Source organism: Salinibacter sp. 10B (assembly GCF_002954405.1).
Taxonomy (GTDB): Bacteria; Bacteroidota; Rhodothermia; order Rhodothermales; family Salinibacteraceae; genus Salinibacter.
The window spans coordinates 3571999-3595242 of record NZ_MQWC01000004.1 but is presented as its reverse complement, the minus strand read 5'-3'; the positions used below and the strand labels follow the sequence as shown (position 1 = coordinate 3595242).

The 23244-nt window shown below is 61.4% G+C and carries 16 protein-coding genes; 3 read left to right on the top strand and 13 right to left on the bottom strand.

What is annotated here, in order from left to right; all coding sequences use genetic code 11:
* Positions 1-20: 20 nt before the first annotated feature.
* The 11 genes from BSZ35_RS14665 to BSZ35_RS14610 all read right to left on the bottom strand — a co-directional run bounded on the left by BSZ35_RS14665 (position 21) and on the right by BSZ35_RS14610 (position 15806).
* Positions 21-1667: a 2-isopropylmalate synthase gene (locus tag BSZ35_RS14665; RefSeq protein ID WP_105013140.1), complete on the bottom strand. Its 1647-nt coding sequence runs from the start codon at positions 1665-1667 to the stop codon at positions 21-23.
* 187 nt (positions 1668-1854) lie between these two features.
* On the bottom strand, positions 1855-2952 hold the full coding sequence (leuB, locus tag BSZ35_RS14660; RefSeq protein ID WP_105013139.1) for a 3-isopropylmalate dehydrogenase: 1098 nt from the start codon (positions 2950-2952) through the stop codon (positions 1855-1857).
* A gap of 130 nt (positions 2953-3082) precedes the next feature.
* Positions 3083-4126 carry a ketol-acid reductoisomerase gene (gene ilvC / locus BSZ35_RS14655; protein ID WP_105013138.1) on the bottom strand — a complete coding sequence of 348 codons (1044 nt, stop codon included), beginning with the start codon at positions 4124-4126 and terminating at the stop codon, positions 3083-3085.
* 100 nt (positions 4127-4226) lie between these two features.
* Positions 4227-4874, bottom strand: coding sequence for an acetolactate synthase small subunit (gene ilvN, locus BSZ35_RS14650; RefSeq protein ID WP_105013137.1), 648 nt, complete (start codon positions 4872-4874; stop codon positions 4227-4229).
* 117 nt (positions 4875-4991) lie between these two features.
* Positions 4992-6779 (bottom strand): biosynthetic-type acetolactate synthase large subunit, encoded by a 1788-nt coding sequence (gene ilvB, locus BSZ35_RS14645; RefSeq protein ID WP_105013136.1) that lies wholly within the window; start codon positions 6777-6779, stop codon positions 4992-4994.
* A 916-nt stretch (positions 6780-7695) separates the two neighbouring features.
* Positions 7696-9828 (bottom strand): glycogen debranching protein GlgX, encoded by a 2133-nt coding sequence (gene glgX, locus BSZ35_RS14635; protein WP_105013134.1) that lies wholly within the window; start codon positions 9826-9828, stop codon positions 7696-7698.
* A 194-nt stretch (positions 9829-10022) separates the two neighbouring features.
* Positions 10023-11234 carry a hypothetical protein gene (locus BSZ35_RS14630; RefSeq protein WP_258096599.1) on the bottom strand — a complete coding sequence of 404 codons (1212 nt, stop codon included), beginning with the start codon at positions 11232-11234 and terminating at the stop codon, positions 10023-10025.
* Between the two features lie 241 nt (positions 11235-11475).
* Positions 11476-12888 (bottom strand): glycoside hydrolase family 140 protein, encoded by a 1413-nt coding sequence (locus BSZ35_RS14625; RefSeq protein WP_105013133.1) that lies wholly within the window; start codon positions 12886-12888, stop codon positions 11476-11478.
* Between the two features lie 92 nt (positions 12889-12980).
* On the bottom strand, positions 12981-13964 hold the full coding sequence (locus BSZ35_RS14620) for a L,D-transpeptidase (RefSeq protein ID WP_105013868.1): 984 nt from the start codon (positions 13962-13964) through the stop codon (positions 12981-12983).
* Positions 13965-14182: 218 nt separating this feature from the next.
* On the bottom strand, positions 14183-15232 hold the full coding sequence (locus BSZ35_RS14615) for a potassium channel protein (RefSeq protein ID WP_105013132.1): 1050 nt from the start codon (positions 15230-15232) through the stop codon (positions 14183-14185).
* 55 nt (positions 15233-15287) lie between these two features.
* Positions 15288-15806 carry a hypothetical protein gene (locus BSZ35_RS14610; RefSeq protein WP_105013131.1) on the bottom strand — a complete coding sequence of 173 codons (519 nt, stop codon included), beginning with the start codon at positions 15804-15806 and terminating at the stop codon, positions 15288-15290.
* A 323-nt stretch (positions 15807-16129) separates the two neighbouring features.
* Here BSZ35_RS14610 and BSZ35_RS14605 point away from each other — a divergent pair, with 323 nt between their 5' ends.
* Both BSZ35_RS14605 and BSZ35_RS14600 read left to right on the top strand, forming a co-directional pair.
* Complete coding sequence (locus tag BSZ35_RS14605; protein ID WP_105013130.1) at positions 16130-16936, top strand: DoxX family protein; 807 nt, start codon at positions 16130-16132, stop codon at positions 16934-16936.
* Positions 16937-17062: 126 nt separating this feature from the next.
* Positions 17063-18283, top strand: coding sequence for a patatin-like phospholipase family protein (locus tag BSZ35_RS14600; RefSeq protein ID WP_105013129.1), 1221 nt, complete (start codon positions 17063-17065; stop codon positions 18281-18283).
* Here BSZ35_RS14600 and BSZ35_RS14595 read toward each other — a convergent pair.
* The gene (locus BSZ35_RS14595; RefSeq protein WP_105013128.1) at positions 18247-18762 is read right to left on the bottom strand and encodes a dihydrofolate reductase; all 516 of its coding nucleotides are present in this window, start codon (positions 18760-18762) and stop codon (positions 18247-18249) included. The genes BSZ35_RS14600 and BSZ35_RS14595 overlap by 37 nt on opposite strands.
* 135 nt (positions 18763-18897) lie before the next feature.
* On the opposite strand from BSZ35_RS14595, the gene BSZ35_RS14590 reads away from it, so the two are divergent.
* The gene (locus BSZ35_RS14590) at positions 18898-21615 is read left to right on the top strand and encodes a cation-transporting P-type ATPase (protein ID WP_105013127.1); all 2718 of its coding nucleotides are present in this window, start codon (positions 18898-18900) and stop codon (positions 21613-21615) included.
* Positions 21616-21659: 44 nt separating this feature from the next.
* On the opposite strand, the gene BSZ35_RS14585 is transcribed toward BSZ35_RS14590, so the two are convergent.
* Positions 21660-22415 (bottom strand): DUF1080 domain-containing protein, encoded by a 756-nt coding sequence (locus BSZ35_RS14585; RefSeq protein WP_181149359.1) that lies wholly within the window; start codon positions 22413-22415, stop codon positions 21660-21662.
* Between the last annotated feature and the right edge of the window lie 829 nt (positions 22416-23244).

Sequence of the window (23244 nt, the reverse complement as noted above, 5' to 3'; positions counted from 1 at the left end):
CAATACGAGATACGGACGGACTACTCTCCGTTATACGCGTTCATGATGCTGTCCCGAACGAACTCGACGGACTCAGCGTCGGACTGAGCGGCGGCGAGCCGATTCAAGGCATCGACGTACGCCTCCGCAGAGGCACGCACCACATCGGTCCCACGAGCACGGCCGGTAAAGTAATTTTCTCCGTAGCGGATGCGAACCTCCACCTCGCCCTGGGCATCAGCCCCCTCTGAGATCGAGCGGATGGAATAGTCGACTAGCGTGTGCGGCTGGTCTACAGCGTGATCAATGGCGCGGTAGAGGGCCTCCACCGGCCCGTCCCCCGTCGCCTCTTCTTCACGAACCGTCCCGTCGTACCGCTGGAGTCGGATGCCCACCGCCGGCTCGGCGTTCGTCTCGAGGTGGACGGAAAAATGATCAAGGCGATAGGCCAGGGGCTCCCCATCGGCGGTGGCGCCGTCCATACGCCTCTCTCCTCCAAGGGGCGAATCACCCCCGTAGCCGAACTCCTCCATCATCCGCTCCAGGTCCTCGTCGAAGATCTCCTTCTTCCGATCCGCGAGATCCAGGAAGCGCTGGTAGATCTCGGACCGATGCCCATCGGGCACCTCGTAGCCCAGCGTTTCGAGGCGGTTGAAAAGACCGTGGCGGCCCGAGTGGCGGCCCAGGCGAATCTGTTCGGTGTCCTGCCCGACGTCCTCGGCCGACATGATTTCGTAGGTAGACCGCTCCTTCAGAACGCCGTGCTGGTGAATGCCGGCCTCGTGGCTGAAGGCATTGCTCCCCACGATTGCCTTGTTCGGTTGTACCGGAAAGCCAGACGCCGCCGACACCATCTGGCTCGCTCGCGTGAGGTGCTTGGGGTTGATGCTCGTCTCTACATTAAACTCGTCGCTCCGCACCACGAGGGCCATCACAATTTCCTCCAGGGCGGCATTTCCAGCCCGTTCGCCAATGCCATTGATCGTGCACTCCACCTGCCGGGCGCCTGCCTTCACACCGGCCAGTGTATTGGCCGTAGCCAGTCCCAGGTCATCGTGGCAATGCGTGGAGAGGATGACGGCTTCCGGATCGGGCAGACTCTCCCGAACGTCCGACAGAAGGTCGGCGTACTCGCTCGGAGCACAATAGCCGGTAGTGTCGGGAATGTTTATGGTTGTCGCCCCCGCCTCCGCCGCCGCCTGCACGACCTCTCGGAGAAAGCCCGGGTCGGTACGGCCCGCATCCTCAGCGCTAAACTCAACGTTGTCGGTATACGTGAGCGCATGCTCGATCGCCGTCTGGGCCCGCTCAATGATGGCGCGTCGCTTCTCGGCCATCGTGTCGCCAAGTTTGTCGAACTTCGCCTCGATGTGCACGTCGCTCGTCGCGATGAACGTATGAACGCGGGTGTCGGTGCCCCCCTCCAGCGCCTCCCCCGCAGCGAGAAGATCGTCCTCAATCGTGCGGGCAAGCGCACAGGTGACGGGACCCTCCACCTCCGCGACAATGCGCTGGACAGCTTCGGTTTGGGCGGGCGAGGACACCGGAAAGCCGGCCTCAATCACATCTACGCCGAGCGTCGCAAGCTGCTGGGCGATGCGGACTTTCTCGTCTACAGTCATGGAGGCCCCGGGCGCCTGTTCGCCGTCGCGCAGGGTGGTGTCAAAAATGGTGACGTGGTCGGTCATAGTCGGATGCTCAGGTCAGATCGGTCAGATACGCAGAATGCAGGAGGAGCGGACGCGCGCCCGAACACAACCGTCGCTCAGGACGGGCGGTCCGGACGCTTGATAAGTTGATGGTTCACCCGTCCCTGTACGTGCCAGTTCGCGGCGGGAATCGGAACGAGCGACATTCCGCGACGAGATGCGCAAATCATGAGGCTGTGGTCGTTTGAGGAGTATGGTCGGCGGCCCGCTCGGCCACGGCCCGGCCAAACTCAGAGGTCGACGCAGCGTCGGCGGAGGCCGCAAGGTCCCCAGTTCGACGTCCGTCCTCCAGCGTCGCATCTACGGCCCACCGGACCGCATCAGCCGCCGCAGTCTCGTCGATCTCATCGAGGAGCAGTGCGCCGCTCAGAATGGCCGCAATGGGATTGGCCTGGTCTGTGCCTGCGATGTCCGGGGCACTTCCGTGCACCGGTTCGAACAGGCCGACCGTTCCTCCAACGCTCGCCGAGGGCAGCAGGCCCAACGAGCCGGGCAGCGCCGCCGCAAGGTCGGAAAGGATGTCGCCAAAGAGGTTGCCGGTCAGTACCACGTCAAACTGTCGAGGGTCCCGTACTACCTGCATGGCCGCGTTATCGACGTACAGGTGCCGCAGCTCCACATCCGGATAATGCTCCTCCTTCACGTCGGTCACAACAGACCGCCACAGCTCAGATACGTCGAGGACATTGGCTTTATCGACCGAGGTCACGTGCCCGCCGCGCAGCTGGGCCCGCTGGAAGGCGATGTGGGCAATGCGCTCGATTTCTTCTTCCGAATACACCATCGTGTTGGCCACCCCTGCTTCGGTGCGGCCGCGCGGCGTGCCAAAGTAGATGCCGCCGGTGAGTTCGCGAACGAAGAGCACGTCGGTGTCGGCCACGCGCTCGGGGCGAAGCGGAGAGGCATCGGCCAGGCTCTCCGGCACACGAACGGGCCGTAGGTTGGCGTAGACGCCCAGCACCTTCCGGAGCGCAAGGAGCCCGCTTTCCGGCCGCTGATCGCCCGTCGTGTCGGCCCACTTCGGTCCGCCGACTGCGCCGAGCAGGACGGCGTCGCTCTCCTGACAGGCGGTGCGGGTGGTTTCAGGCAACGGCTCTCCGGTCGCGTCGATGGCGGCGCCTCCAGCAAGATGCTCGTCCACCGAGAGCGAAAATCCGTGCGTATCGGCCACCGCCTCCATCACGCGCAATGCTTCTCGCGTCACTTCGGGTCCAATGCCGTCCCCCGGCAGCCAGGTGATATTGTAGGTTCTCGAATCTTCCATCCGGTAAAGGGTAGATACTTGTAGCAGAGGGTTGTCTATCCAGTCATATGTGCGTCTGGGAGTGTGGGGGTACGGACGTTTCCTACACACAAACTCACATACGCCCACACGCCCATCCCCACACACGCAGCTACACCGATTCCGTCGAGGCTTCTTCTGCGTCGGGTGCCTCGCCGTTGTCCGGCGTCTCGTCGCCATCGAGCCATGGCATCATGCCGCGGAGCTTCTTGCCCACCTTCTCGATCTGCTCATCCTTCAGCGCCTCCCGCTGCTCCAGCAGATTGGGCGCCCCGTTCTCATACTCTTCCATCCATTCCTCGGCAAACTCGCCGGACTGGATCTCCTCGAGGATGTCCTGCATCTCCTCCCGTACGTCATCATCGATCACGCGAGGACCGCGCGTGTAGTTGCCGTATTCGGCCGTGTCGCTGACCGAGTAGTTCATGTATTCGAGGCCGCCCTCATAGTAGAGATCCACGATGAGCTTCAACTCATGCAGACACTCGAAATATGCGAGTTCGGGCGGATAGCCGGCATCGACCAGCGTTTCGAAGCTTGCCTGGATGAGTGCCTGCGACCCGCCGCACAGCACAGCCTGCTCCCCAAAGAGATCAGTCTCGGTCTCATCCTTGAACGTCGTCTCAATAACGCCCGCATGGGTTCCCCCAATGGCGTCGGCGTAGCTCACGGCAAGCTCCATGGCCCCGCCGGAGGCATCCTGGTCGACCGCTGCGAGACACGGCACCCCGCTGCCCTGCGCGTAGGTGCGCCGGACGAGATGGCCGGGAGACTTCGGAGCCACCATAAAGACGTCCACTCCTTCGGGCGGCTCGATTCGGTCGTAGTGAATGTTGAACCCATGCCCAAAGCCAAGCGCAGTGCCCGGCGTCATGTGCTCCTTCAGGTGTTCTTCGTACACCTCCTTCTGGTGCTGATCGGGGATGAGGAGCATCACCACGTCCCCCCACGCAGCGGCCTCGCCAATGTCCATCACCGTCAGGCCCTGCTGTTCGGCCTTTTCACGGGAGGAGGAGTCGGGCCGTAGGCCCACCGCTACCTCGACCCCACTATCGTGGAGATTCAGCGCATGGGCATGGCCCTGACTGCCGTATCCAATCACGGCGACCTGCTTGTCGTGGATGAGTGAAGAGTCTGCTTCGTAATGCACTTTCATAGACAGGAGAAAGAGTCAAAGAGAGATAAAGTGTTGGGTTGAGACGTCCCGGGCGGGACGCCTTTACACAGGGCTCGACGACGAGCCTCTATACGAGGCGCTAGTTGGCGTCTGAGGAGCCGTTGTCGTTCACCTCGGACTCGGACGACGCAAGCGGATTCGGCGCTTCATACTCCAGAGCACGGTGCATGGCCACCTGCCCGCTCCGCGCCACCTCTTCAATGCCGTGCTCCTGCATCATGCCGATGAAGGCGTTAATCTTCTTGTTCGGCCCAGTCACCTCAAGCACCATCGTCTCCGGTGTCACATTCACAACACGTCCCCGAAAAATGTCCTTGATATCGAGAATTTCCGGCCGAGTGTCGGACGTGTACTGCACTTTCAACAAACACAGCTCGCGCTCGACGTGCTCGGCATCGGTGAGGTCCGTCACGTCGTACGTGTTCACTAGGCCCTTCAGTTGGCGCGTCACCTGCGCCACAATGCGATCGTTACCCACCGTGACGAGCGTGAGGCGGGCAATCGACGAATCCTCGGTCTCTCCGACCGCTACACTCTCAAGGTTGAAGCCGCGTGCAGAAAACAGATTCGTGACCCGGTTCAGCGCCCCGATCGTGTTTTCGAGCGTGACGGCAATGATGTGCCGGTGCTTCTGATCGGTCTCGTCTTCCTCCTCTGGCAGAATCGGTTCGCCGAACTTGCGCTTTCGGCGGATTTGCTGTCGGGTGAGGGTCTCTTCGTCGGACATGGGGGCTGCAGGGGTTGTGGGTAGAAGCAGCGTCAGGCGGTGTGCTCAAAACAGGTGAGGTGCTGTGTATTGCGTATTCCGTTTCTCTCCAACGGGATACGCAATACGAAATCCACCTCACTCCTTTGCCATTTCCTCCTTGCTAAACATCTCGGTGAGCATGTCGTCGCTGGCAGCACCGGCCGGCACCATCGGGAACACCATCTCCTCCTTCGGCACCGCAAACTCCATGAGAACGGGCCGGTCGTCGACCTCCCAGGCCTGATCGATCACGTCGCCAACCTCGTCCGGGGAGGTGGCCCGAAGCCCCACGCAGTGATGCGCCTCGGCCAGCTTCACAAAATCGGGGTTCGTTGAGGTCAGGTCGGTGTGACTGAAGCGATCCTCGTGAAAGAGCGACTGCCACTGCCGCACCATTCCCAGGAAATTGTTGTTGAGGACCGCGATTTTAAGCGGCAACCCGTGGGCGGCCGCCACACTGAGCTCCTGCGCGTTCATCACAAAGCCCCCATCCCCGCTCACGCACACGACATCGAGGTCCCGGCCTTCGCGCATGCCGAAGGCGGCCCCCATGGCGGCCGGAAGCCCAAAGCCCATGGTGCCGAGCCCCCCCGAGCTGATGTGCGAGCGCGTGCGCCCAAACTTATAGTACTGGCACACCCACATCTGGTGCTGCCCCACGTCCGAGACCATGACCGCTTCGCCTTGCGTCTTCTCGTACAACTGTTCGACCACAGACTCGGGCGCAATCAGATCCTCGTCCGGCTGTTCGTACTCATACGGCGGGCAACTGTCGCGCCACTCGTCGATCTGGGCGAGCCACTCCTCCGTGTCCTTCGGCTCCACTTTGGGCAGAAGTTGTTGCAAAACCTTCTGTGCATCTCCAATGATCGCGCAGTCCGCGTACACGTTTTTCGAGATGCAGGACGGATCAATGTCGACATGGATGATCTTGGCGTCGGGCGCCCACGCATCCACATCGCCCGTGACGCGATCATCGAAGCGTGCCCCCACAGCAATAATGAGATCGGCATTCTGCACCGCCATGTTGGTATGGTAGAACCCGTGCATCCCCAGCCATCCAAGCGCGAGGTCATCGGTCTCCGGAAATGCCCCGAGCCCGTGCAGGGTGGTGGTCACGGGAATGTTGGTCTTCCGTGCCAGCTTGGTGAGGTGCTCCGGCGCATCCGCGTTGATGGTTCCCCCGCCAACGTAGAGCAGCGGCCGTTCGGCCTCCTCAATCATGCGTGCCGCCCGCTGAACCTGCCTCGATGCGCCCTTTCCCGGCACCGAATACCCCGGCAGGTCCGGCTCGTCCGGATAAACGAATGTGCTCTTGTCCATTTGCACATCCTTGGGAATGTCGACGACGACCGGCCCCGGCCGCCCCGTCCGGGCAATGTGATAGGCCTTTTTGATCGTCGACGCCAACTCGTCGACGTCCCGCACCAGAAAATTATGCTTTGTAATGCTGCGGGTCACGCCCGTGGTGTCCGTCTCCTGGAAGCTATCGTTCCCGATGAGGTGGGTGGGCACCTGACCGGTAAAGACAACGATGGGCACGGAATCCAAGTAGGCGTCCGCGATGCCCGTGACGGTGTTCGTGGCCCCGGGCCCGCTGGTGACGAGCACGGTGCCGACGCGACCAGTAGCCTTGGCGTAGCCTTCCGCGGCGTGCGTCCCCCCCTGCTCGTGCCGAACGAGCACATGCTCGTAGTCGGGCTGGATCCGCTCCATTGCATCGTAGATCTTAATGACCGCCCCTCCGGGGTGGCCAAAGACACGGTCAACTCCCTCTTCTTCGAGGGCCCGCACAAAGATCTCGGATCCTTTCAACACAGGGGCGTCCGGAGCGCCGTTGGAAGCTGTAGATGGGGTGGAGGTCTTCAGAGAATCAGTCGGCATCGGTTGCGGAGCCTGTCGTGGAGAAAACGTCGCTCGTGTGGAAGACACACCGCGACCTTCCAGTCCAACCGTCCCCCAACCGAATACCGAAGTGCCCGCATGAACACCACAGAGGAATTCCAGAGCAGACCAAGCACTCTGTAGGCACCCTGGGAGGACAAGCGATGACTCGGGCAAAAATATCAGGCATCAGTCTGGGGAGGGGGCCAATCCCCTCAGCGTCGCACGATACCTGGAGTCATCGAGTGGAAGGGATTGGCCGTCGGCTGTTAACCCGGAAGAATCGCAAGAATAAGAAGAAGGACGAGCCCCAAAATCCGGAACACTCGTCCACTGACGGCAATCCCTTCAAAAGCGACCGATCCTGTACTCGCAGCCAAAGCCTCCGGCCCGCACAGTCGTCGGGCTTGTGGAGACGGAACCGGCATGTGGGCAAGAGCCGTGCGCATCGCGAGCGAACAGGTTCGTCTTTTGAAGTTCGCTTCCACGTAAAGGGTCGTAGCTATCCCTGTCAAGTGAAGAGATGACGAAGTGTACAAAACCCCTAGATAAAGTATCTTTCAGAAAGAAAGCGCTTCCAACACGGAATATCTGGGGATTTACAGGAAATGAAAGAAAAGAATTTTACCTATCCTCTCACTTTCGGGAATGATTCGGCTTTACCGTCCCACTCTCGCCCACTCCCTCCCCTCAAGTTACAAAAAATACAAACTTCGACAGCCCCGCAGAAGCCTTCTCCCTCCTTTCAGGATCTAGAAATGATTTCTCTACGTGCGCCCAGGGTCGGTTCTGACGGGACCTTCAACCAAAGGGGGAGTGGAGCAAGAACCACCTCAGGGCAGCGTTGGTCGTCCCTCGTCGAATGCCTTCCACGGTTCTTCCCCCTTCTCAAAACGCAGTCTACGAAACACTGACGTTACGCCGGCGCAACGAGGACGACACTCGACTGCGGGTCTACCGTGTAGTGCGTCTGCTGATCAAGCGGCTTGGTCTCACCAAGGGGCGTGATGTCGTCGGGGGACGGAAGCGCGGTGTCGGCCTTGCGGTGCCAGCGACGGTCGTTCGGCTGCATGGGCAGGTCGAAATCAACGGCCTCCCGGCCGGCATTGAAAAGAAGGAGCACGGCCAGGCCATTTTTCTCCGGCAAATAGCAGCCCAGCGCACGAGCCTCCGAGTCCTCCCAACGAGGCGACTCGCCCTGCGGCCCAATCCATTGGAGGTCCTCGTCGGTGTAGAATCCAGCATGCTGGAGGGGCGAGTACGCCCGCCGGGCCGTGATCAACTCGCGAACGAAGCGGTGAATATTGCTGTGATCGTCGAGCCGGTCCCACAACCACCAGCCCACCTCGTTGTCTTGGCAGTACGCGTTGTTGTTGCCGTACTGGGTGCGGCGGAATTCGTCGCCGCCCAGCAGCATGGGCACGCCGTGCGACAGCAGGAGCGTGAGGAGAACGTTCTTGATCTGACGGGTCCGCACAGCGTTGACCTGCGGGTCCTCGGTCGGGCCTTCTACACCATAATTGGCACTGTAGTTGGCATCGGTGCCGTCGCGGTTGAATTCGCCGTTGGCCTCGTTGTGCTTTTCGGCGTAGCTGACGAGGTCGTTGAGCGTGAAGCCGTCGTGGCTGGTCACGTAGTTGATACTGGACTCCGGCCCCCGTTCGCCGCCGCCGTAGAGGTCGGAGCTGCCGGCAAGGCGAGACGCAAAGGTCCCCAACATGCCGGAGTCCCCCCGCCAGAACCGGCGCACGTCGTCGCGGAAGTGTCCGTTCCACTCTGACCATCCTTTCGCTGGAAACTGTCCCACCTGGTAGGCCCCGGCTGCGTCCCATGCCTCGGCAATCATTTTCACGTTGCGGAGCACCGGGTCGTGAGCAATGCGCTCCAAAAGCGGCGGGTCGGCCAGGAGTTGCCCATCCTCGTCTCGTCCCAATACCGAGGCAAGATCGAACCGAAAACCATCCACGTGCATCTCCACGACCCAGTAGCGGAGCGCGTCCAGGATAAGATCGCGCACCACGGGATGGTCCGACTTGACCGTGTTGCCGGTGCCCGTGTAGTCCTTGTAGAAGCGTCGATCCTCCGTCAGCAGGTAATAGATGCGGTTGTCCAGTCCGCGCCAGCTCATCGTCGGCCCAATCTCATCCCCTTCTGCCGTGTGATTGAACACGACGTCGAGGATGACCTCAATGCCGGCCTCGTGAAAGGCCTTCACCATGTCCTTAAATTCCTCTACCTGCTCCCCCTGAGTACCGGTGCTGGAATACAGCCCATTGGGGGCAAAAAACGTGGCGGGATTGTAGCCCCAGTAATTGCGAAGGGGCTCTCCCGAAAGCGGATTTACGCGAGCAATTTCTCGCTCGTTGAATTCCTGCACGGGCATCAACTCCACAGCCGTAATCCCAAGGTCCTGCAAGTACGGGATTTTTTCGATGAGCCCCCGGTAGGTGCCAGGATGCTCAACGTCGCTACTGGGATCTACCGTAAAGCCCCGAACGTGCAGTTCGTAAATGATCGTGTCCGCCCACGGTCGCCGGAGAGGGCGCCGCTCCTCCCACCCCGTCCGCCGCTCCGTGACCACGCACTTGGGCGCCGTGTCGGCATTGTTTTCGGTCGAGAACGAAAGGTCCTTCCGGGGATCCGAGGCATCGTATCCCTGTGCCCGGCGGAAGTCCCAGTTCTCCATGTGTGTAATGGCCGCCGCATAGGGGTCCAACAACAGCTTGTACGGATTGAATCGGTGCCCCTCCTCGGGCGCATAGGGACCGTCGACCCGGTACCCGTATAGCTGCCCCGGCACCAACCCCTCTACCCAGATGTGCCAGAGGTCGCCGGTACGATGGCGTGGGGCTGTCAGAGAAAACCGATGTCGTGGAATGGCGTCCGCGGGCTCGTCGTACAGCTCCAGCCACACCTGGGTCGCATGACGACTGAACAAGGAAAAGTTGATGCCGCCGTCCCAGATGTGAGGACCGAGAGGAAGTGGAAAGCCGGTCTCCGTTGCCGGGGGAGTGGAGTGAGGCGGAGGGAGCGCAAGATCGAGAGACATGAAAGCAACAGGAAAAGTGGCCCCCGGCAGGCGACCCACCGGACTACCGGCGGGCCCGGCCGTTCTTCAATTGTACCGAGGCATGGAAACAGGTCTCCCCTCTCATTCTCAACCCCCACTCCGGTTCCGGTGCGTCTGGTTCGGACGCCCCCGCACAACCAAAACTGTCCAAAAGTGCCGCTCGTCGTCTCCCGTTATGCAGGGTCGCGACTCCAAACGTGGATGAGCGACGTGGGCGCGGGATGAGCGTACTGGGTACTGCCGTTGAGTGCCCGGACGCGCAGACTGTCGGGTCCAGGCACGACGAGCGTGCGATCGTCCACCCATCCCCCAACGGCTCCCTTCACCAATCCGAACCGCCGCGTCTGCCCTTCAATCCGCACCGCTGCCTGCGGCCCTGTGCTCGTACGCAGCGTAAATGCCACGTGGGTTCCGGATGGTGACCATATCGGGTGCACCTGGTCGGCCGCCGTTTGGGTGGGGGGTGTCAGGTAGACGGTCCGCTCACGGGCGAGGTTGTAGACAGCAATCTGCCGATGCCCAGAGGCCTCTACCCGTACGTCGAAGGCGAGCTCCGTCGCGTCCGGCCCCCACCGGAGATGGCGCACCCGCCGCTCGTGTCCAAAAAGCTCCTGCGCGTTGCCGCCCCGCGCGTCGCTAAGCATGAGGGACGAGTCCGGTGTATATTCACGGTTGTCGCGGTCGTAGGTGAGCTCTCGATGGATATACGCGAGATGCTTCCCGCTGGGGGCGTAGGTCGCCCGTCGCATGCGACGGGCATCGGCGGAGGCACGGGTAGCACAGTCGCTCGGCGCCACCACGTAGAGCTTATCGTCGTTGCGCGTGGCGAGCGACCCATCCGGCAACCAGTCCAACACCTCGCGGGCGGCGCTGCACCCCACGTCGCGCGTCGCACCGTCCGGCGTGGCCACAAAGACATCGCCGGGTCCCCGCGTGCCGGACCGTGCGGGCCTGTAGTACGCAAAGGCAAGCCGCTCCTCCGACGAATGCCAGGCCAGCGAATAGGTGACGGGCGTTCTGCGGGCGTCGATCGGCTGGAGGGTCTGCGCCCGACGGTCGAACAGGGCCAAGTGTGTCGAGTCGGCCGTGCGGTAGGTGAACGCAAGGTATCGACCGGACGCCGAGCGGGCCTGTACGCTGTCGTCGACCGCCCCCGGCACCAATGTGCGACTGGAGTCGCGACGAGCATCGTGGAAAACGAGCCCTTCTTCGGCTGTGGCGTACAGCAGGGAAAGATTCGGACCACTGGGCGTCGCCGGCTGGGAGGAGGTCTGAGCCGTTGTGTCCGGCGCCTGTGAGGGCGACGAACATCCTGCCGCAAGTACACTGAAAACAGCAACTACAACCGCGAGCCCAATCCACGGCCGGGAACGATCAAAACACATAGGTGGGACAGACTATCGGGACAATTGCGAACGTCGGAATGGATGCCCGGAAGGTTGAAGGAGCGGGTACATACAACGTCTGCTCCTCCACACCTCAAGCAGATACAACGTAGGAGGTTGCTGCGTGAAGGTCAGATCAAAGCCGTGCGGCCAGCCTCTCTGCAAGAATCACTTCCGCCTCTCGAAGACCCGCGTCCGGACCCGCCGAAGCAAAATGTGCAACCAGCCTCGGCATTCGGGATTACTCCAATTGCCCGGGAGAGCCGAAGTCGGCAGAGGCGGCATCAACGACCAAGACCCAATCGCTCCCCCGTCCAGTGTCTCCCGGCGGATCGAACGTGTGCGTATCGGTCGCATCAAACGTGCCAATCTCCTGCGCCTCCCCCGTCCGGGGATTGAACCAGTGCGCAACGGCTGTCTCCCCCGCAATCGTCCCCAACCACACCGACACCGGCGCCCCGTACGGCGTATACGCGATCAGGTAGCGTCCGCCCCCTCCTCGTGCCGCCCGCTGATGTGCCGCCCCGGTTCCGGCCGGGCCGGCCAACACCGACTGGTCTGGCACAAGCTCTAAAAACGGACGCGAGAGAAAAAGCTGCCGCACGTGCCCCATCTGCGTCGCCCCTACGTGATCGAGGGCCTCGTGCCACGAAAACCGGGCCCCCAACACCGGCTCGTACTCCTCGTCCCACATCTGCCAGATGTTGTTATTGCCGTAGGTGTGGCCGAAGGCGCCCGACAAGACCGACCAGTACGCCGCTTGTCGTACGTCGAAAGGACCGATACGCCCCTTCTTGGGGTCAAAGCCGGCCGGGATGTCTTCGTAGCGCGGCTCGCCGTCGATCACCGGCCTCGGAGGCGCCCGCAGATAGCCCGCCCGTGTGGTCTCGTAGTTGGCAATGTCGAAGTCATGCCCCGACTGAAACATGTGGATGTCCAGCCATGCCTCTGCGTGAAACCACTGCCACGACTGCGACCCACCCATTGGATGGTAGGTCATCAGGGGGGCATCGTCTCCCGTCTCAATTCCGTCGGCCATCGCCTGGATTATGGCCACGTCTTCCTCATTCTCCGGATTGCGATCGCCCCCGAGAATCCAGATGATCGGCTCGTCCCGATAGCGCTCCCCCAGAAATTCGCCGTAGGCCCGCGCATTTTCCGGCGTTAAAATTTCCGGCCCCACGCCCCACTTCTTGTTGAACTTGTCGCCCCACGTGGGCAGCATTCCAACGTAGAGCCCCCGCTGTTCGGCCTGGTCGACGACGAAATCGACATGGTCGAAGTAGGCCTCGTTCGGCTGTGTGGGATCGTTGTTGTGGAGCGGCGTCTCGCCGTAAGGATTTGGCGTGTTCAATCCATCCTGTTCGGCCAGTACGACCGCTTGAATGACGGTAAATCCCTTCTCGGCGCGATCGTCGAGGTAGGTCTTCGCCTCCTCACGATTCAGGCGATGGAACAGCTCCCAGGCCGTATCCCCGAGCCAGAAAAAGGGCGTGCCGTCCGGCTGCACGAGGCGACGGCCGTCGTCAGAGATCCCCAATGGCGGTGGCGACGCATCGGACTGCGCCTGTGAGGGGGGGATCGGAAGCACAAGGCCGAGTACAACCACGACGAGAGCGACCGCAATCGCATCCGATCGGAAAATACAGAGCATGAGCTCAGCAGAAATGAAAAAATAACTTCACTTATGTCCGAGTGTAGATGGTGCGCGGGAAAATATCAATCGCGACCTGCGACGAGATCGCCCTATCGGGACGCCCGCGCTTCCCGTCGTCGCTCGTCCCAAATTTCCTGCTGGTTGGTGCCGGGCGGGACCTCGTACGGATCGTTGGGAAGCTGGACCCGCTTCAGGACCGGATACCGCTTCTTGTACTCAAAGGGCTCGGGGTCGCCCTCGGGCTCCTCGCCCAGCACGAGGACCATCGTCCCCTGATCTATGAGATCGCCCCGCATGGAGCTGGGACCGATGTGCCCCTTCGTCGTTTCCCAGGGCTCGGCCCAGTCGTAAATCCACTTCGCGTCGGCGTCGACGAGGCGAACGCAGCCGTGACTGGCCGGGCCGCCGGTGGGCATCGAGTACTGGTGGATGTGGATGCCCCGAGACGCGACGAAGTTGAAGACCCACCGCATATTCCACTCCTCTCCCGGGGGGCTCAGCGTAGAGACGCGCTGCTCCTGCTTCCAGTTAAAGTTGAATCGGCCGTTGGGCGTCGCCGTCGAGTCGGGATCGCCGGTATTCACGATGCCCCAGCGCGCAAGCTTGCCATACTCGTATGCCGCGAACGCCTGCACGCGCTTGTGGATGATAAACACCTTGCTCAGGGTGTGCGCCCCTGGGTAATAGCGCGGAAACGGGGAGTACGCCCGAAAGTCGAGGTCGAACTGCGTAGGTACGACCAGCGTGTCGCCGAGGGGCGTGTTCTCGACACTCTGACGGTTGAGGAGCTCAATAAGCTGCGACCGATCACGCCCGAGCTCCGTGTCGCCGTCCCCAATGCGGCGGTAGAATCGGTTGCGGGCCACGACGTGGTTGCCACTCAAATCGTCGAGGACGACGTATTCGTAGTAGACGTCGGGAAGATCGTTAAGCTCTTCTGCCCGTGTCGACAAGATGTCTTCGAGGGCATATTGATCAAAGTATCCCTGGGCGACGACGGGCGTGGCGCTAATGCCTGCAAGGAGGGCAATTCCCCCGAGAGACATCAAGAGGGAACGCAAAGAGAGTGACATGCGAGGACGTGCATCGTTCAAGGCAACAGACATCCAGTGGGATATTTGTGTCTACCTGTATACGACGCATCCGTTTCCCAACGGGCCCAACATGACGATGCGCCCGTGCCATCTGGTGGGCTCGTATTCGTTTTCGTGGTCTATGACGCCGCGAGGCGCAAGACGTGTGCCTATGCCCTCCTCCATACGCCGCCTTCTGTGCCCCGTCCCTCACTCTTTCATGGCGTGCACACCTTCTCCCGCAGGGCGTGGATGACCTCCGAATCGCCAAGAACGATGAGAATATCCCCGGCTTCGATGCGAGCCGAGGGGGTAGGATTGAATGTTATGTTGCCCGTCTCGGCGTCGATGATGCCGATCACGACGGCATCGAACTGCTGCCGAAAATTACTCTCGGCGAGGGACTGACCCGCGAGAGGCGCGCTGGGGTGTACCTCCACCTCGTCGATTTGAAGGCTGAGAGCGTTGGCATGAAGCACCCGTTCCATAAAATCGTCCACGTTGGGACGGAGGACGACCTGCGCCATGCGATCGGCCCCCACCTCGCTCGGGGCAATCACCTTGTCGGCCCCAGCGTGGAGAAGCTTGCTTCGGTTGTCGTGGTCCACCGTTCGGGCCAGTATAAAAAGATCGGGATTCATTTCCCGGGCGGTAAGCGCCACAAAGACGTTGCTACTGTCCTCGGGCAGTGTCAGGATCAAGCAGCGGGCCCGATCGAGCCCGGCCTGCTTTAGGATCTCCTCCTCTTCGGCATTCCCCTGAACGTACAGATGCTCCTTGTCCCGAAGATCGGCGATTTCTTCGTCGGAGATGTCGACTACGACAAAGGGCTTGTCCGCCGCCATCAGGTCCTCGGCCAGCCGCTGTCCTACGCGGCCGTATCCACAGATGATGTAGTGATCCGAAAGCTCGTTGATTTGCTTCATATTTTGGCGTTCGCGGAGGCGTTCGCTGGCGAGGAGGAGCTGAGCAGACCGGGCGACCACAAACGTGAGGAGCCCGATGCCCGTAATGCCGAGCCCAAGTGTAAACAAACGCCCGGCATCCGACAGGGTATGGATTTCCTGGAAGCCGATTGTGGAGAGCGTGATGAACGTCATGTAGAGCCCATCCATCACGGACCAGCCTTCGAGAAGGGCATACCCGGTGGTCCCAATCGCGAAGAGCACCAGCAGAGCAAGGCTCGCCAGAAAGATCTCGCGGCGCGACGGATCCATCCGGGCCAACCAGCCCATCAAGGCCTCCCAGGGATTCACCAACAAAGCCATGTAGAAAACAGAGAGGATTCAGGCAAAGGGCGGTCGGTCGAAGGCCCCGGAATACCTACGCTGGCTCCGGAAGCGAGAAGGCGTTCGCGTGCCACGACTGTCCCGCCGGCTGTTCGAACTCCCCGTCTCGCACCGCCCCCAGGGTCGTGACGCTGGGATCAAACACCGTCGTCATGGTCGTGATGGTGCCTGCCTCTGCTCGCTCCTGAAAGGTGGAGCGGGGCACGGCCGCCACCTCTCCCTCCTGCGTCCGGTATAGCACGTGGAGGGACGGCACCCACTCTATTCCCAGATCCTCGGCTACGGCATCCACGGCGCGCGTAGCATCGTCGATGGCACAGCCCGACGGATCATTGCCGTCCGTCCGCGCGCCGGCCAGCAGGACGAAACGATCGTAGAGGATGCTTACGCCCCCTTGTACGTTCTGCTGATGGGACGTCCACTCGTCGACGAAGCGCTCTAGACGATTGCGGACGGCCTTCTGCGTCTCATCGGGTAAAGAAGCCGCAGCGGGGTGAACCCAAACGCGGGCAGCATCCGGAAGGCGTGGTAGAAGCGTCGTAGCGGACGGCATAGAGATCAGAGAGCCTGACAAGTCGAGGACTACTGCCCCTCTTGTAAGAACCGGGTCGGCGTTTGTTTTTGCGAACGTGGTCCCGTCAAAAACCTCTTCGCTCTTGTCGTGAAGAAAAAGTGTAACGATAAAACCACTGTCCCCCCTCAGTCCCCCAAACCCTGCAACCGATTCACGGCCCATTCATAGAAAAGCATAAGTTTCCATACAGCATTACGGCGTTTCTCAACTTCACTCTCGGGTGTTTCTCCCGCGCAGCTCCCACTCATCGGTTCGAGAGACGCCTTACGGTCGCAGGTGTCCTCTAAAACAACCGCCCCGTCATGCTACGCTACCGAACCCTCATCAACTGGATCGATGAAAATCGCGAGGTGGTGCTCGACCTCGTGCGAATCTATCTCGGGATCGGCCTCTTCGTCCGCGGCATTCTCTTTATCTCGGCGTCGCAGGGGCTGGAGACACTCGTCGATCTCTCGGAGTTTTCGATGGCCTCGGCGGCGCTCGCACACTACGTCAGCTTTGCCCACTTGTTTGGGGGTCTCATGCTCGCGGCGGGCCTGCTCACCCGCCTAGCGGCCCTTACCCAAATCCCTATTCTCATCGGAGCGGTCTTCCTCGTCCACCTGCAGGAGGGACTCCTGTCGGCCAACCAGTCGCTGGAGTTTTCGGCGCTCGTGCTTTTCCTTCTCGGGGTGGTGTTCGTCTTTGGGAGCGGTCCATGGTCGGCCGATCGATATGTGTTTGAGCACGAACCCGAACTTCAGGACCAAGACCCGGAGCCGTGGTGGCGCGACGACGATTTTGAGGACCGGGAGGCCGTTCCGAGGGATGGGGGCGTGGGCGAACCAGCGGACCCGGCCGACCTATCCGCCTCTTCCACTGCGAAAACGGCTACCAAGCAGTCCGCCATTGACAAGGCGGAGATGATCACCTGTGGATGTGGCCACGACCTCTCCCATCCTCGGGTGACGGCCAAGCCGCGCTATGGATGGAACGCCGGTTTCTTCTTCATGCTCGGCATTTCGGCCCCCGTGAAGGAAGTCGACTTCGTTTGCGAGAAGTGCAATACGGTCATGAAGCGTACCCGCGACGCCAAGATCCTGCGTCAGTATCGCTGGCATACGTCGTGATTTCCCGACCAGGCGGAACGAATCTCCCCTTCGGTCTGAAGTCTGGGCGAACGTGCGCGTCCTCTAGGTGTGTAAGGAAACGTATATTTCACATGATGCGCGATTGCCTGGGGCTTTTCGATCACAATGAATGACGGATCTTCGTCTGAGAATGGGACCGCTACACTGTCACCACCATCACGTTCATCGGCGGCCCTCGTGCTGGGTGGGGGCGGGGCCCGAGCGGCCTACCAAACCGGGGTGCTCTGCTACGTGGGCGAGGCCTTCCCGGAAGCCGACGTGCCCCTCATGACGGGGGTATCGGCCGGCTCGATCAACGCCGCCCACCTGGCTGCCGACCCGGCGCCGTGGGCCGAACGGACCGCGGACCTCACGTCGTACTGGGAAGAGCTCACGATGGACGACGTGTTTACGCCGCGCTCGCTCTGGACAATGGGCCGATCGCTCCTAAAGGGGACGCCAAGCGCCAAGCAAACCCTTCTGGATACGACGCCCCTCCGAAACTATCTCGAAAAGCGACTGCCAACCGACGGGCAGGGGCAATTTACGGGCGTGCAAGAAAATCTGGACTCGGGACGGCTGAGTGGACTGGCCATCTCCACCTCCAACTACGCCACCCTGCAGACCGTCACCTGGGTGCAGGGCTGCTCCATCCAGAGCTGGGAACGCCCCAACCGCGTAGGTCGACGCGCCGAACTCGGCCTCGATCACGTGATGGCCTCCACCGCCCTTCCGATGGTCTTTCCCGCCGTGCGGCTAAATGGGGCGTGGTACGGCGATGGGGGCCTCCGCATGCTCGATCCGCTTGCCCCCGCCGTGCATCTCGGCGCCGACCGCCTCTTCGTCATCTCGACCCGCTACGAACGATCTCGGGCCGAGGCCACCCGTTCCGGCCGTACCGCCGCCTACCCGTCGCTCTTCCAAATGGCGGGCATCCTCGCCAACGTGTTGCTGCTGGACGTGCTTGAACACGACGCCGCGGTCCTCCGCCGCATCAATCGGCTGGTGCGTCGCCTCCGCCCCGACCAGCGCGGCCGCCTTCGCCCCATCGATCTTCTCGTCCTGCGCCCCTCCGTGGACCTCGGCGCCCTGGCCAACGACTACAGCGTGAACATCGGGGGCGCAATGGGCACGCTCCTCTCGGCCGTCCAGTGGCAGGACGACCCCCAATCCGACTGGTTGAGCATGCTCCTCTTTAAACCCGGCTATCTGCAACGCCTTCTCGAAATCGGCTACAATGACGCCAAGCGCCAACACCACCGCATCGAGGCCTTCTTTGCCCGCGAGCCCGTTGGCACCGACGGACGCGATCACGACCCGTCCTCCTCGGTGTCCACCCGCTCGTAGGTCACGAACCGAAAGCCGTCGCGCGGGTCCACGGCCGTCTCCTCAAAGACGTCCCCGACCAGGTGCTCAAATGGAGGGAAATACGTGTCGCCCTCGTACTCGCCCTCCACGAGCGTCAGCTCCATCCGATCAACCTTCGGTAAGAATTGTCGGTAGATGGCCTCTCCTCCCCCAATGAATACAAGCTCTGTGTCGGACACCGCCTCCATCGCCGCATCGATCGAGGCGTAGGTTTCGACCTCTGGATACTCGTCGATCGGGCCCTGCGTGGTAAGCACGATCATCCGCCGGTCGGGCAGGGGACCGCCGAACTGGTGCACGACGGACTCGAACGTACGACGCCCCATGATCAGCGGATGGCCCGTCGTGAGGTCCTTGAAATGCTGAAGATCTTCCGGAATGTGCCAGGGCAAGTCTCGATCGTTGCCGATGACACGATTGTCTTCGGCGACGGCGGCGACAATAACCAGTTCGGGCATGAGCGGGAAATTCTACTCTAAACGAAGGCGACCGAACGATCCTGCAAGAGCACTCTCCTGCTCCTAGGAACCGTAGCTTGCACGTTCCCAACTCCTGTTTGTCTCCCTTCTGCGACTGAAAAAATGAGAAGCCCAATGGAAAATATCACGGACGACTCCTCCCTGGAGACTTCTGCTCCTCCCTCCTCGGCGTCGGCCTGGTGGACCCAATCCGGAGACGAAAGCGCTCGTGAGCTGGGGGTCGACCCCGAAACGGGACTCGATCCCTCCGAGGTGGCCCAGCGTCGAGCGGAGTTCGGCCCAAATGAGCTCCGTCGACACGAATCCGTGAGCCCATGGACGATCCTCGCCAATCAGTTCAAAAGCCTTATTATCGCGCTGCTGGGAGCGGCGGCGATTGTTGCGTTTCTGGCAGGAGACGTGCTGGAGGCCTGGGCTGTCGTCGTCGTTATCGTCATCAATACGGCCATTGGATTCGGAACCGAGCTGCGGGCGGTACGGTCGATGGAGGCGTTGCGTGAGCTGGGCCACGTCGATGCCCGCGTTCGCCGCGATGGCGACACGCAGATCGTCTCCGCGGAATCGCTCGTGCCCGGCGACATTGTTGTGCTGGAAGGAGGTGATGTCGTGACGGCAGATGTGCGGCTGCTGGAGGCCTCGAAACTGCAGGTCGACGAGTCGGCCCTCACCGGCGAAAGTGTGCCGGTCGACAAACAAGTGGAGCCCGTGCCCGAGGACACGCCCCTCGCCGAACGGGCCTCGATGCTGTACAAGGGCACCGCTCTCACGCGCGGAAGCGGACTCGGGGTCGTGGTGGGAACGGGCATGCAAACAGAGCTGGGAGAAATTTCGACACTCGTAGCAACGGCAGAGTCGGAGGCCACGCCCCTGGAGGAGCGGCTGGCGGAGCTGGGCCGCAAGCTGATCGGCGTGACGATGCTTGTAATCGTGGGCGTGACGCTGAGCGGCGTGCTGTCGGGGAAGGCGTGGGTCTTGATGATTGAAACCGGACTGGCGCTCGCCGTAGCGGCTATTCCCGAAGGGCTGCCGATCGTAGCAACGATCGCCCTGGCGCGCGGGATGCAACGCATGGCCCACCGCAACGCCCTCGTTCGGCGACTCGCCTCGGTTGAAACCCTCGGCGCCACAGGAGTCATCTGTACAGACAAGACCGGCACGCTCACCGAAAATCAGATGACGGTGAAGTCGTGGGCACTCCGAGACGAAACCGTTCATCTACAAGACGGGACGTTCACACGGGACGAGGCCCCGATTGCCCCAACGGACGACGAACGCCTCCGCGCAGTACTGGAGGTGGGCATGCTCTGTACGAGTGCGACCTACGATTCCGCGTCCGACACCGGGACAGGGGACCCCATGGAGGTCGCTCTGCTGCGGGCCGGGACGGACGCCGGCCTTACGCCCGACGCACTGGATGAGGAGTGGCCGCGAGTGGAGGAGGAGGCATTCGACGCAGATGTGAAGATGATGGCGACGGTGCACACGTCCAACGGCGGCCATCGGGTCGCCGTGAAGGGGGCCCCCGAAGCGGTGCTCGACGCGGCCACACACGAAGCAACCCCCGACGGCCCGGTGCCCCTCAACGATGAGGCTCGCACCCGCTGGATGGAGCGCAACGAAGCAATGGCCCAGGAAGGCCTACGGATCATCGCCCTTGCTCAAAAAACGGTAGACGACCCGACTGCTTCTCCATACGAAGATTTGACCCTTCTCAGCCTCGTAGGGCTTTACGACCCGCCGCGGGACGACGTACAGCAGGCCATCGAGCAGTGCCGCTCTGCCGGCATCGATGTCGTCATGATTACCGGCGACCAACCCGCAACAGCCCAGGGCATTGCGCACGCAGTTGGACTCGTGGACCATGCCGAAGCCCCCGTCATCCACGGGCGCGACCTGCAGGTTCCGGAGAAACTGAACGACGAGGAACGGCACCGTCAACTCAGCACGCGCCTCTTTGCCCGGGCCTCTCCAAGCCAAAAACTGGACCTGATTGAGCTCCATCAGCGGGCGGGCCGCACTGTCGCCATGACGGGCGACGGGGTGAACGATGCCCCGGCCCTGAAAAAAGCCGACATTGGCATCGCGATGGGGCAGCGTGGCACCCAGGTAGCCCGGGAAGCAGCGGACATGGTCCTCCAGGACGATGCGTTCTCCACCATCGTCGCCGCAGTAGAGCAAGGACGGGTGATCTTCCGCAACATCCGACGGTTCGTCTACTACCTCATGTCATGCAACGTAGGCGAAGTGGCGGTGGTGGGCCTTGCAACAATTCTGGGCACCCAACTTCCCATTCTCCCTCTACAGATTCTCTTCCTCAACCTGGTGACCGATGTCTTCCCCGCTCTTGCCCTGGGCGTCGGTGAGGGCGACGACTCCACCATGCGTCGCCCGCCCCGTCCTCCCTCGGAGCCGGTACTGCAACGACGGCACTGGATCGGGATTGCAGGGTACGGCGCAGTGTTCGCCGGAGCGGTGCTCGGTGCCCTGTTCTGGGCCACCCGGGGCCTGGGGCTGTCGGGGGAGTCGGCCGTTACGATCTCGTTTCTTACGCTGGCATTCGGTCAGCTCTGGCACGTCTTCAACATGCGCCCCCCGGAGGCCTCCCTGCTCCGAAATGACGTGACCCGAAACGGGTATGTGTGGGGAGCGCTTGCCCTCTGCACCGGACTTCTGCTGGTGGCAACGTACGTCCCCCCAATTGCAGCGGTCCTCGCCATCGAGCCCCCCTCCGCGGCCGGTTGGGGCATTATCGCCCTTATGAGTCTGCTCCCACTTGTGGTGGGACAACTCGCCCTGACGCTGCGCGCCCGGTACTCGCCCCGCACGTCTTGACCTCACGTAGAGGGGAGGCACGGCCCCTGGCCCCGACCAGAAGGCTACTCCTCAAGCCGTCGGATTCTGAGATTTCTGTACTCGACCGACACCTCATTTTCGCTATGGATTCCCTGAATCCCAATGGGACCGCTCTCGGCCTGATTCATGAGCGCCCGGTCAAACTTATGCTCTTCACCTTCGGGCGTCAGGCCGGGCTCCGTCCAGTTGTTGAGGTTCACTTCGTGGACCTGCTCGCCGTTCATAACCACATAGATCATGGAATCGCGTGCGGTGACCGTAAAGCGATTCCACTCACCGGCCGGTTTCGGAGTCCCTCCCGTCGGTCCCTTCAAGTCGTATAGGGCGGCCAGTCCGTTTTTGCCCCCGTACCGATGGGCAGAGTCGGCCTCCGCGTCCGGCCCTGGCGGGTTGTACATTTGTAGCTCAAGCGCCGAGAGGATGTCGGCCCGGTCGGCCGTTCGGAAAAACACCCCACTATTGGTACCGTCGGGCGTGCGCACCTCAAAATCGAGGACAAAATCCCCGTAGGTGGTGTCGCTCCAAATGGTGCTGTGATCGTTTGCAACCAGGACCCCCTCCTCCATGGTCCAGCTATTCGCGGTATCCAGTATGGCGTCGGAGAAGTCGGGCTGGAAGAGCAGATCCCAGCCCGTTGTGTCCGGATGTTCGGTGAGGGGAAGGGTTGCCGTGGCCGAGGAGGACGCATTCGTGGATTCCTCCTGCCCGGTTCCACACGCGCCGAGGATCACAATGAGACTGGCAAGAAGAGAGAGAATAAGGGTGTGTCGTACACGCATAAGCATTCGGACTATCGTGAGTGCAAAAAGTGAGAGGCAGGGCGTCCGTTCAGATTGTTCGTTTCTCTTCGTAACCGAAGGGGAACGCACTGTCGATACCGACAACACTTTCCAGCGAGAGGCCCTCCTCCCTTCCGTCCCCTCCTGGTATCAACAGTAACCAGCAGCGGCTCAGTGAGAACCGAGAGAAGATACCCAAGTCGAGGCCTGTGGACAGGCAGCAATACGACTGATGCTTGTGTCTCGCAAAAAGAGATTTCTCAATAACACCAGCGTACGAATGGAAATTATGACGCTACTTTCACAGGCTAAGTGTTACCCCGAAACAATACAAGGTGAATTGAACCGCTTTTTCTGTCGCAAAGGAAAAAAATCGATCCGGTGCCCCGGCCTCCCTGTCAGAGAACATACCTACGTGGAAGAGAGCAGCGTGCAGCAGCTCCCGCGTCTCTTGTCGAGACTGCGATGAAGCACGGCGCCGGTCCCATGTCGACGTTCCCATGCCGATTGGGCACGACCGCCGCATGCCAGCCCACGATGCCCGCAGTCGAAGGGAGCTATACCTGTTCCCTTCGATCGGCTTGTGCCATAGGTCCTGTCCTGTGTGATGCCCGACACGCACGCTCCTTCCCAAAACAGTTTCATCGTCGCTCCTGGACATCTAGATGGCCAGACTTGATCTAGGCAATCTAGATTGCCAGAGCCCACCTGGCTGCCCAATTAACGCTTGGCCGTACGTCGGATGGGCTCCAAGTCAAGCTTTGGAGCGACGGTGGTTTTCTCGGTTGGAGAGAGATGCATATGTTATCGAAATATAGCACAACGCATT

Coding starts and splice junctions, on each gene's coding strand:
- BSZ35_RS14600 (WP_105013129.1), top strand. CDS start 17,063: ATGAATGACGGATCTTCGTCTGAGAATGGGACCGCTACACTGTCACCA.
- BSZ35_RS14620 (WP_105013868.1), bottom strand. CDS start 13,964: ATGTCACTCTCTTTGCGTTCCCTCTTGATGTCTCTCGGGGGAATTGCC.
- BSZ35_RS14615 (WP_105013132.1), bottom strand. CDS start 15,232: ATGGCTTTGTTGGTGAATCCCTGGGAGGCCTTGATGGGCTGGTTGGCC.
- BSZ35_RS14630 (WP_258096599.1), bottom strand. CDS start 11,234: ATGTGTTTTGATCGTTCCCGGCCGTGGATTGGGCTCGCGGTTGTAGTT.
- glgX (WP_105013134.1), bottom strand. CDS start 9,828: ATGTCTCTCGATCTTGCGCTCCCTCCGCCTCACTCCACTCCCCCGGCA.
- BSZ35_RS14590 (WP_105013127.1), top strand. CDS start 18,898: ATGGAAAATATCACGGACGACTCCTCCCTGGAGACTTCTGCTCCTCCC.
- ilvC (WP_105013138.1), bottom strand. CDS start 4,126: ATGAAAGTGCATTACGAAGCAGACTCTTCACTCATCCACGACAAGCAG.
- ilvN (WP_105013137.1), bottom strand. CDS start 4,874: ATGTCCGACGAAGAGACCCTCACCCGACAGCAAATCCGCCGAAAGCGC.
- leuB (WP_105013139.1), bottom strand. CDS start 2,952: ATGGAAGATTCGAGAACCTACAATATCACCTGGCTGCCGGGGGACGGC.
- BSZ35_RS14585 (WP_181149359.1), bottom strand. CDS start 22,415: ATGCGTGTACGACACACCCTTATTCTCTCTCTTCTTGCCAGTCTCATT.
- BSZ35_RS14625 (WP_105013133.1), bottom strand. CDS start 12,888: ATGCTCTGTATTTTCCGATCGGATGCGATTGCGGTCGCTCTCGTCGTG.
- BSZ35_RS14665 (WP_105013140.1), bottom strand. CDS start 1,667: ATGACCGACCACGTCACCATTTTTGACACCACCCTGCGCGACGGCGAA.
- BSZ35_RS14595 (WP_105013128.1), bottom strand. CDS start 18,762: ATGCCCGAACTGGTTATTGTCGCCGCCGTCGCCGAAGACAATCGTGTC.
- BSZ35_RS14605 (WP_105013130.1), top strand. CDS start 16,130: ATGCTACGCTACCGAACCCTCATCAACTGGATCGATGAAAATCGCGAG.
- ilvB (WP_105013136.1), bottom strand. CDS start 6,779: ATGCCGACTGATTCTCTGAAGACCTCCACCCCATCTACAGCTTCCAAC.
- BSZ35_RS14610 (WP_105013131.1), bottom strand. CDS start 15,806: ATGCCGTCCGCTACGACGCTTCTACCACGCCTTCCGGATGCTGCCCGC.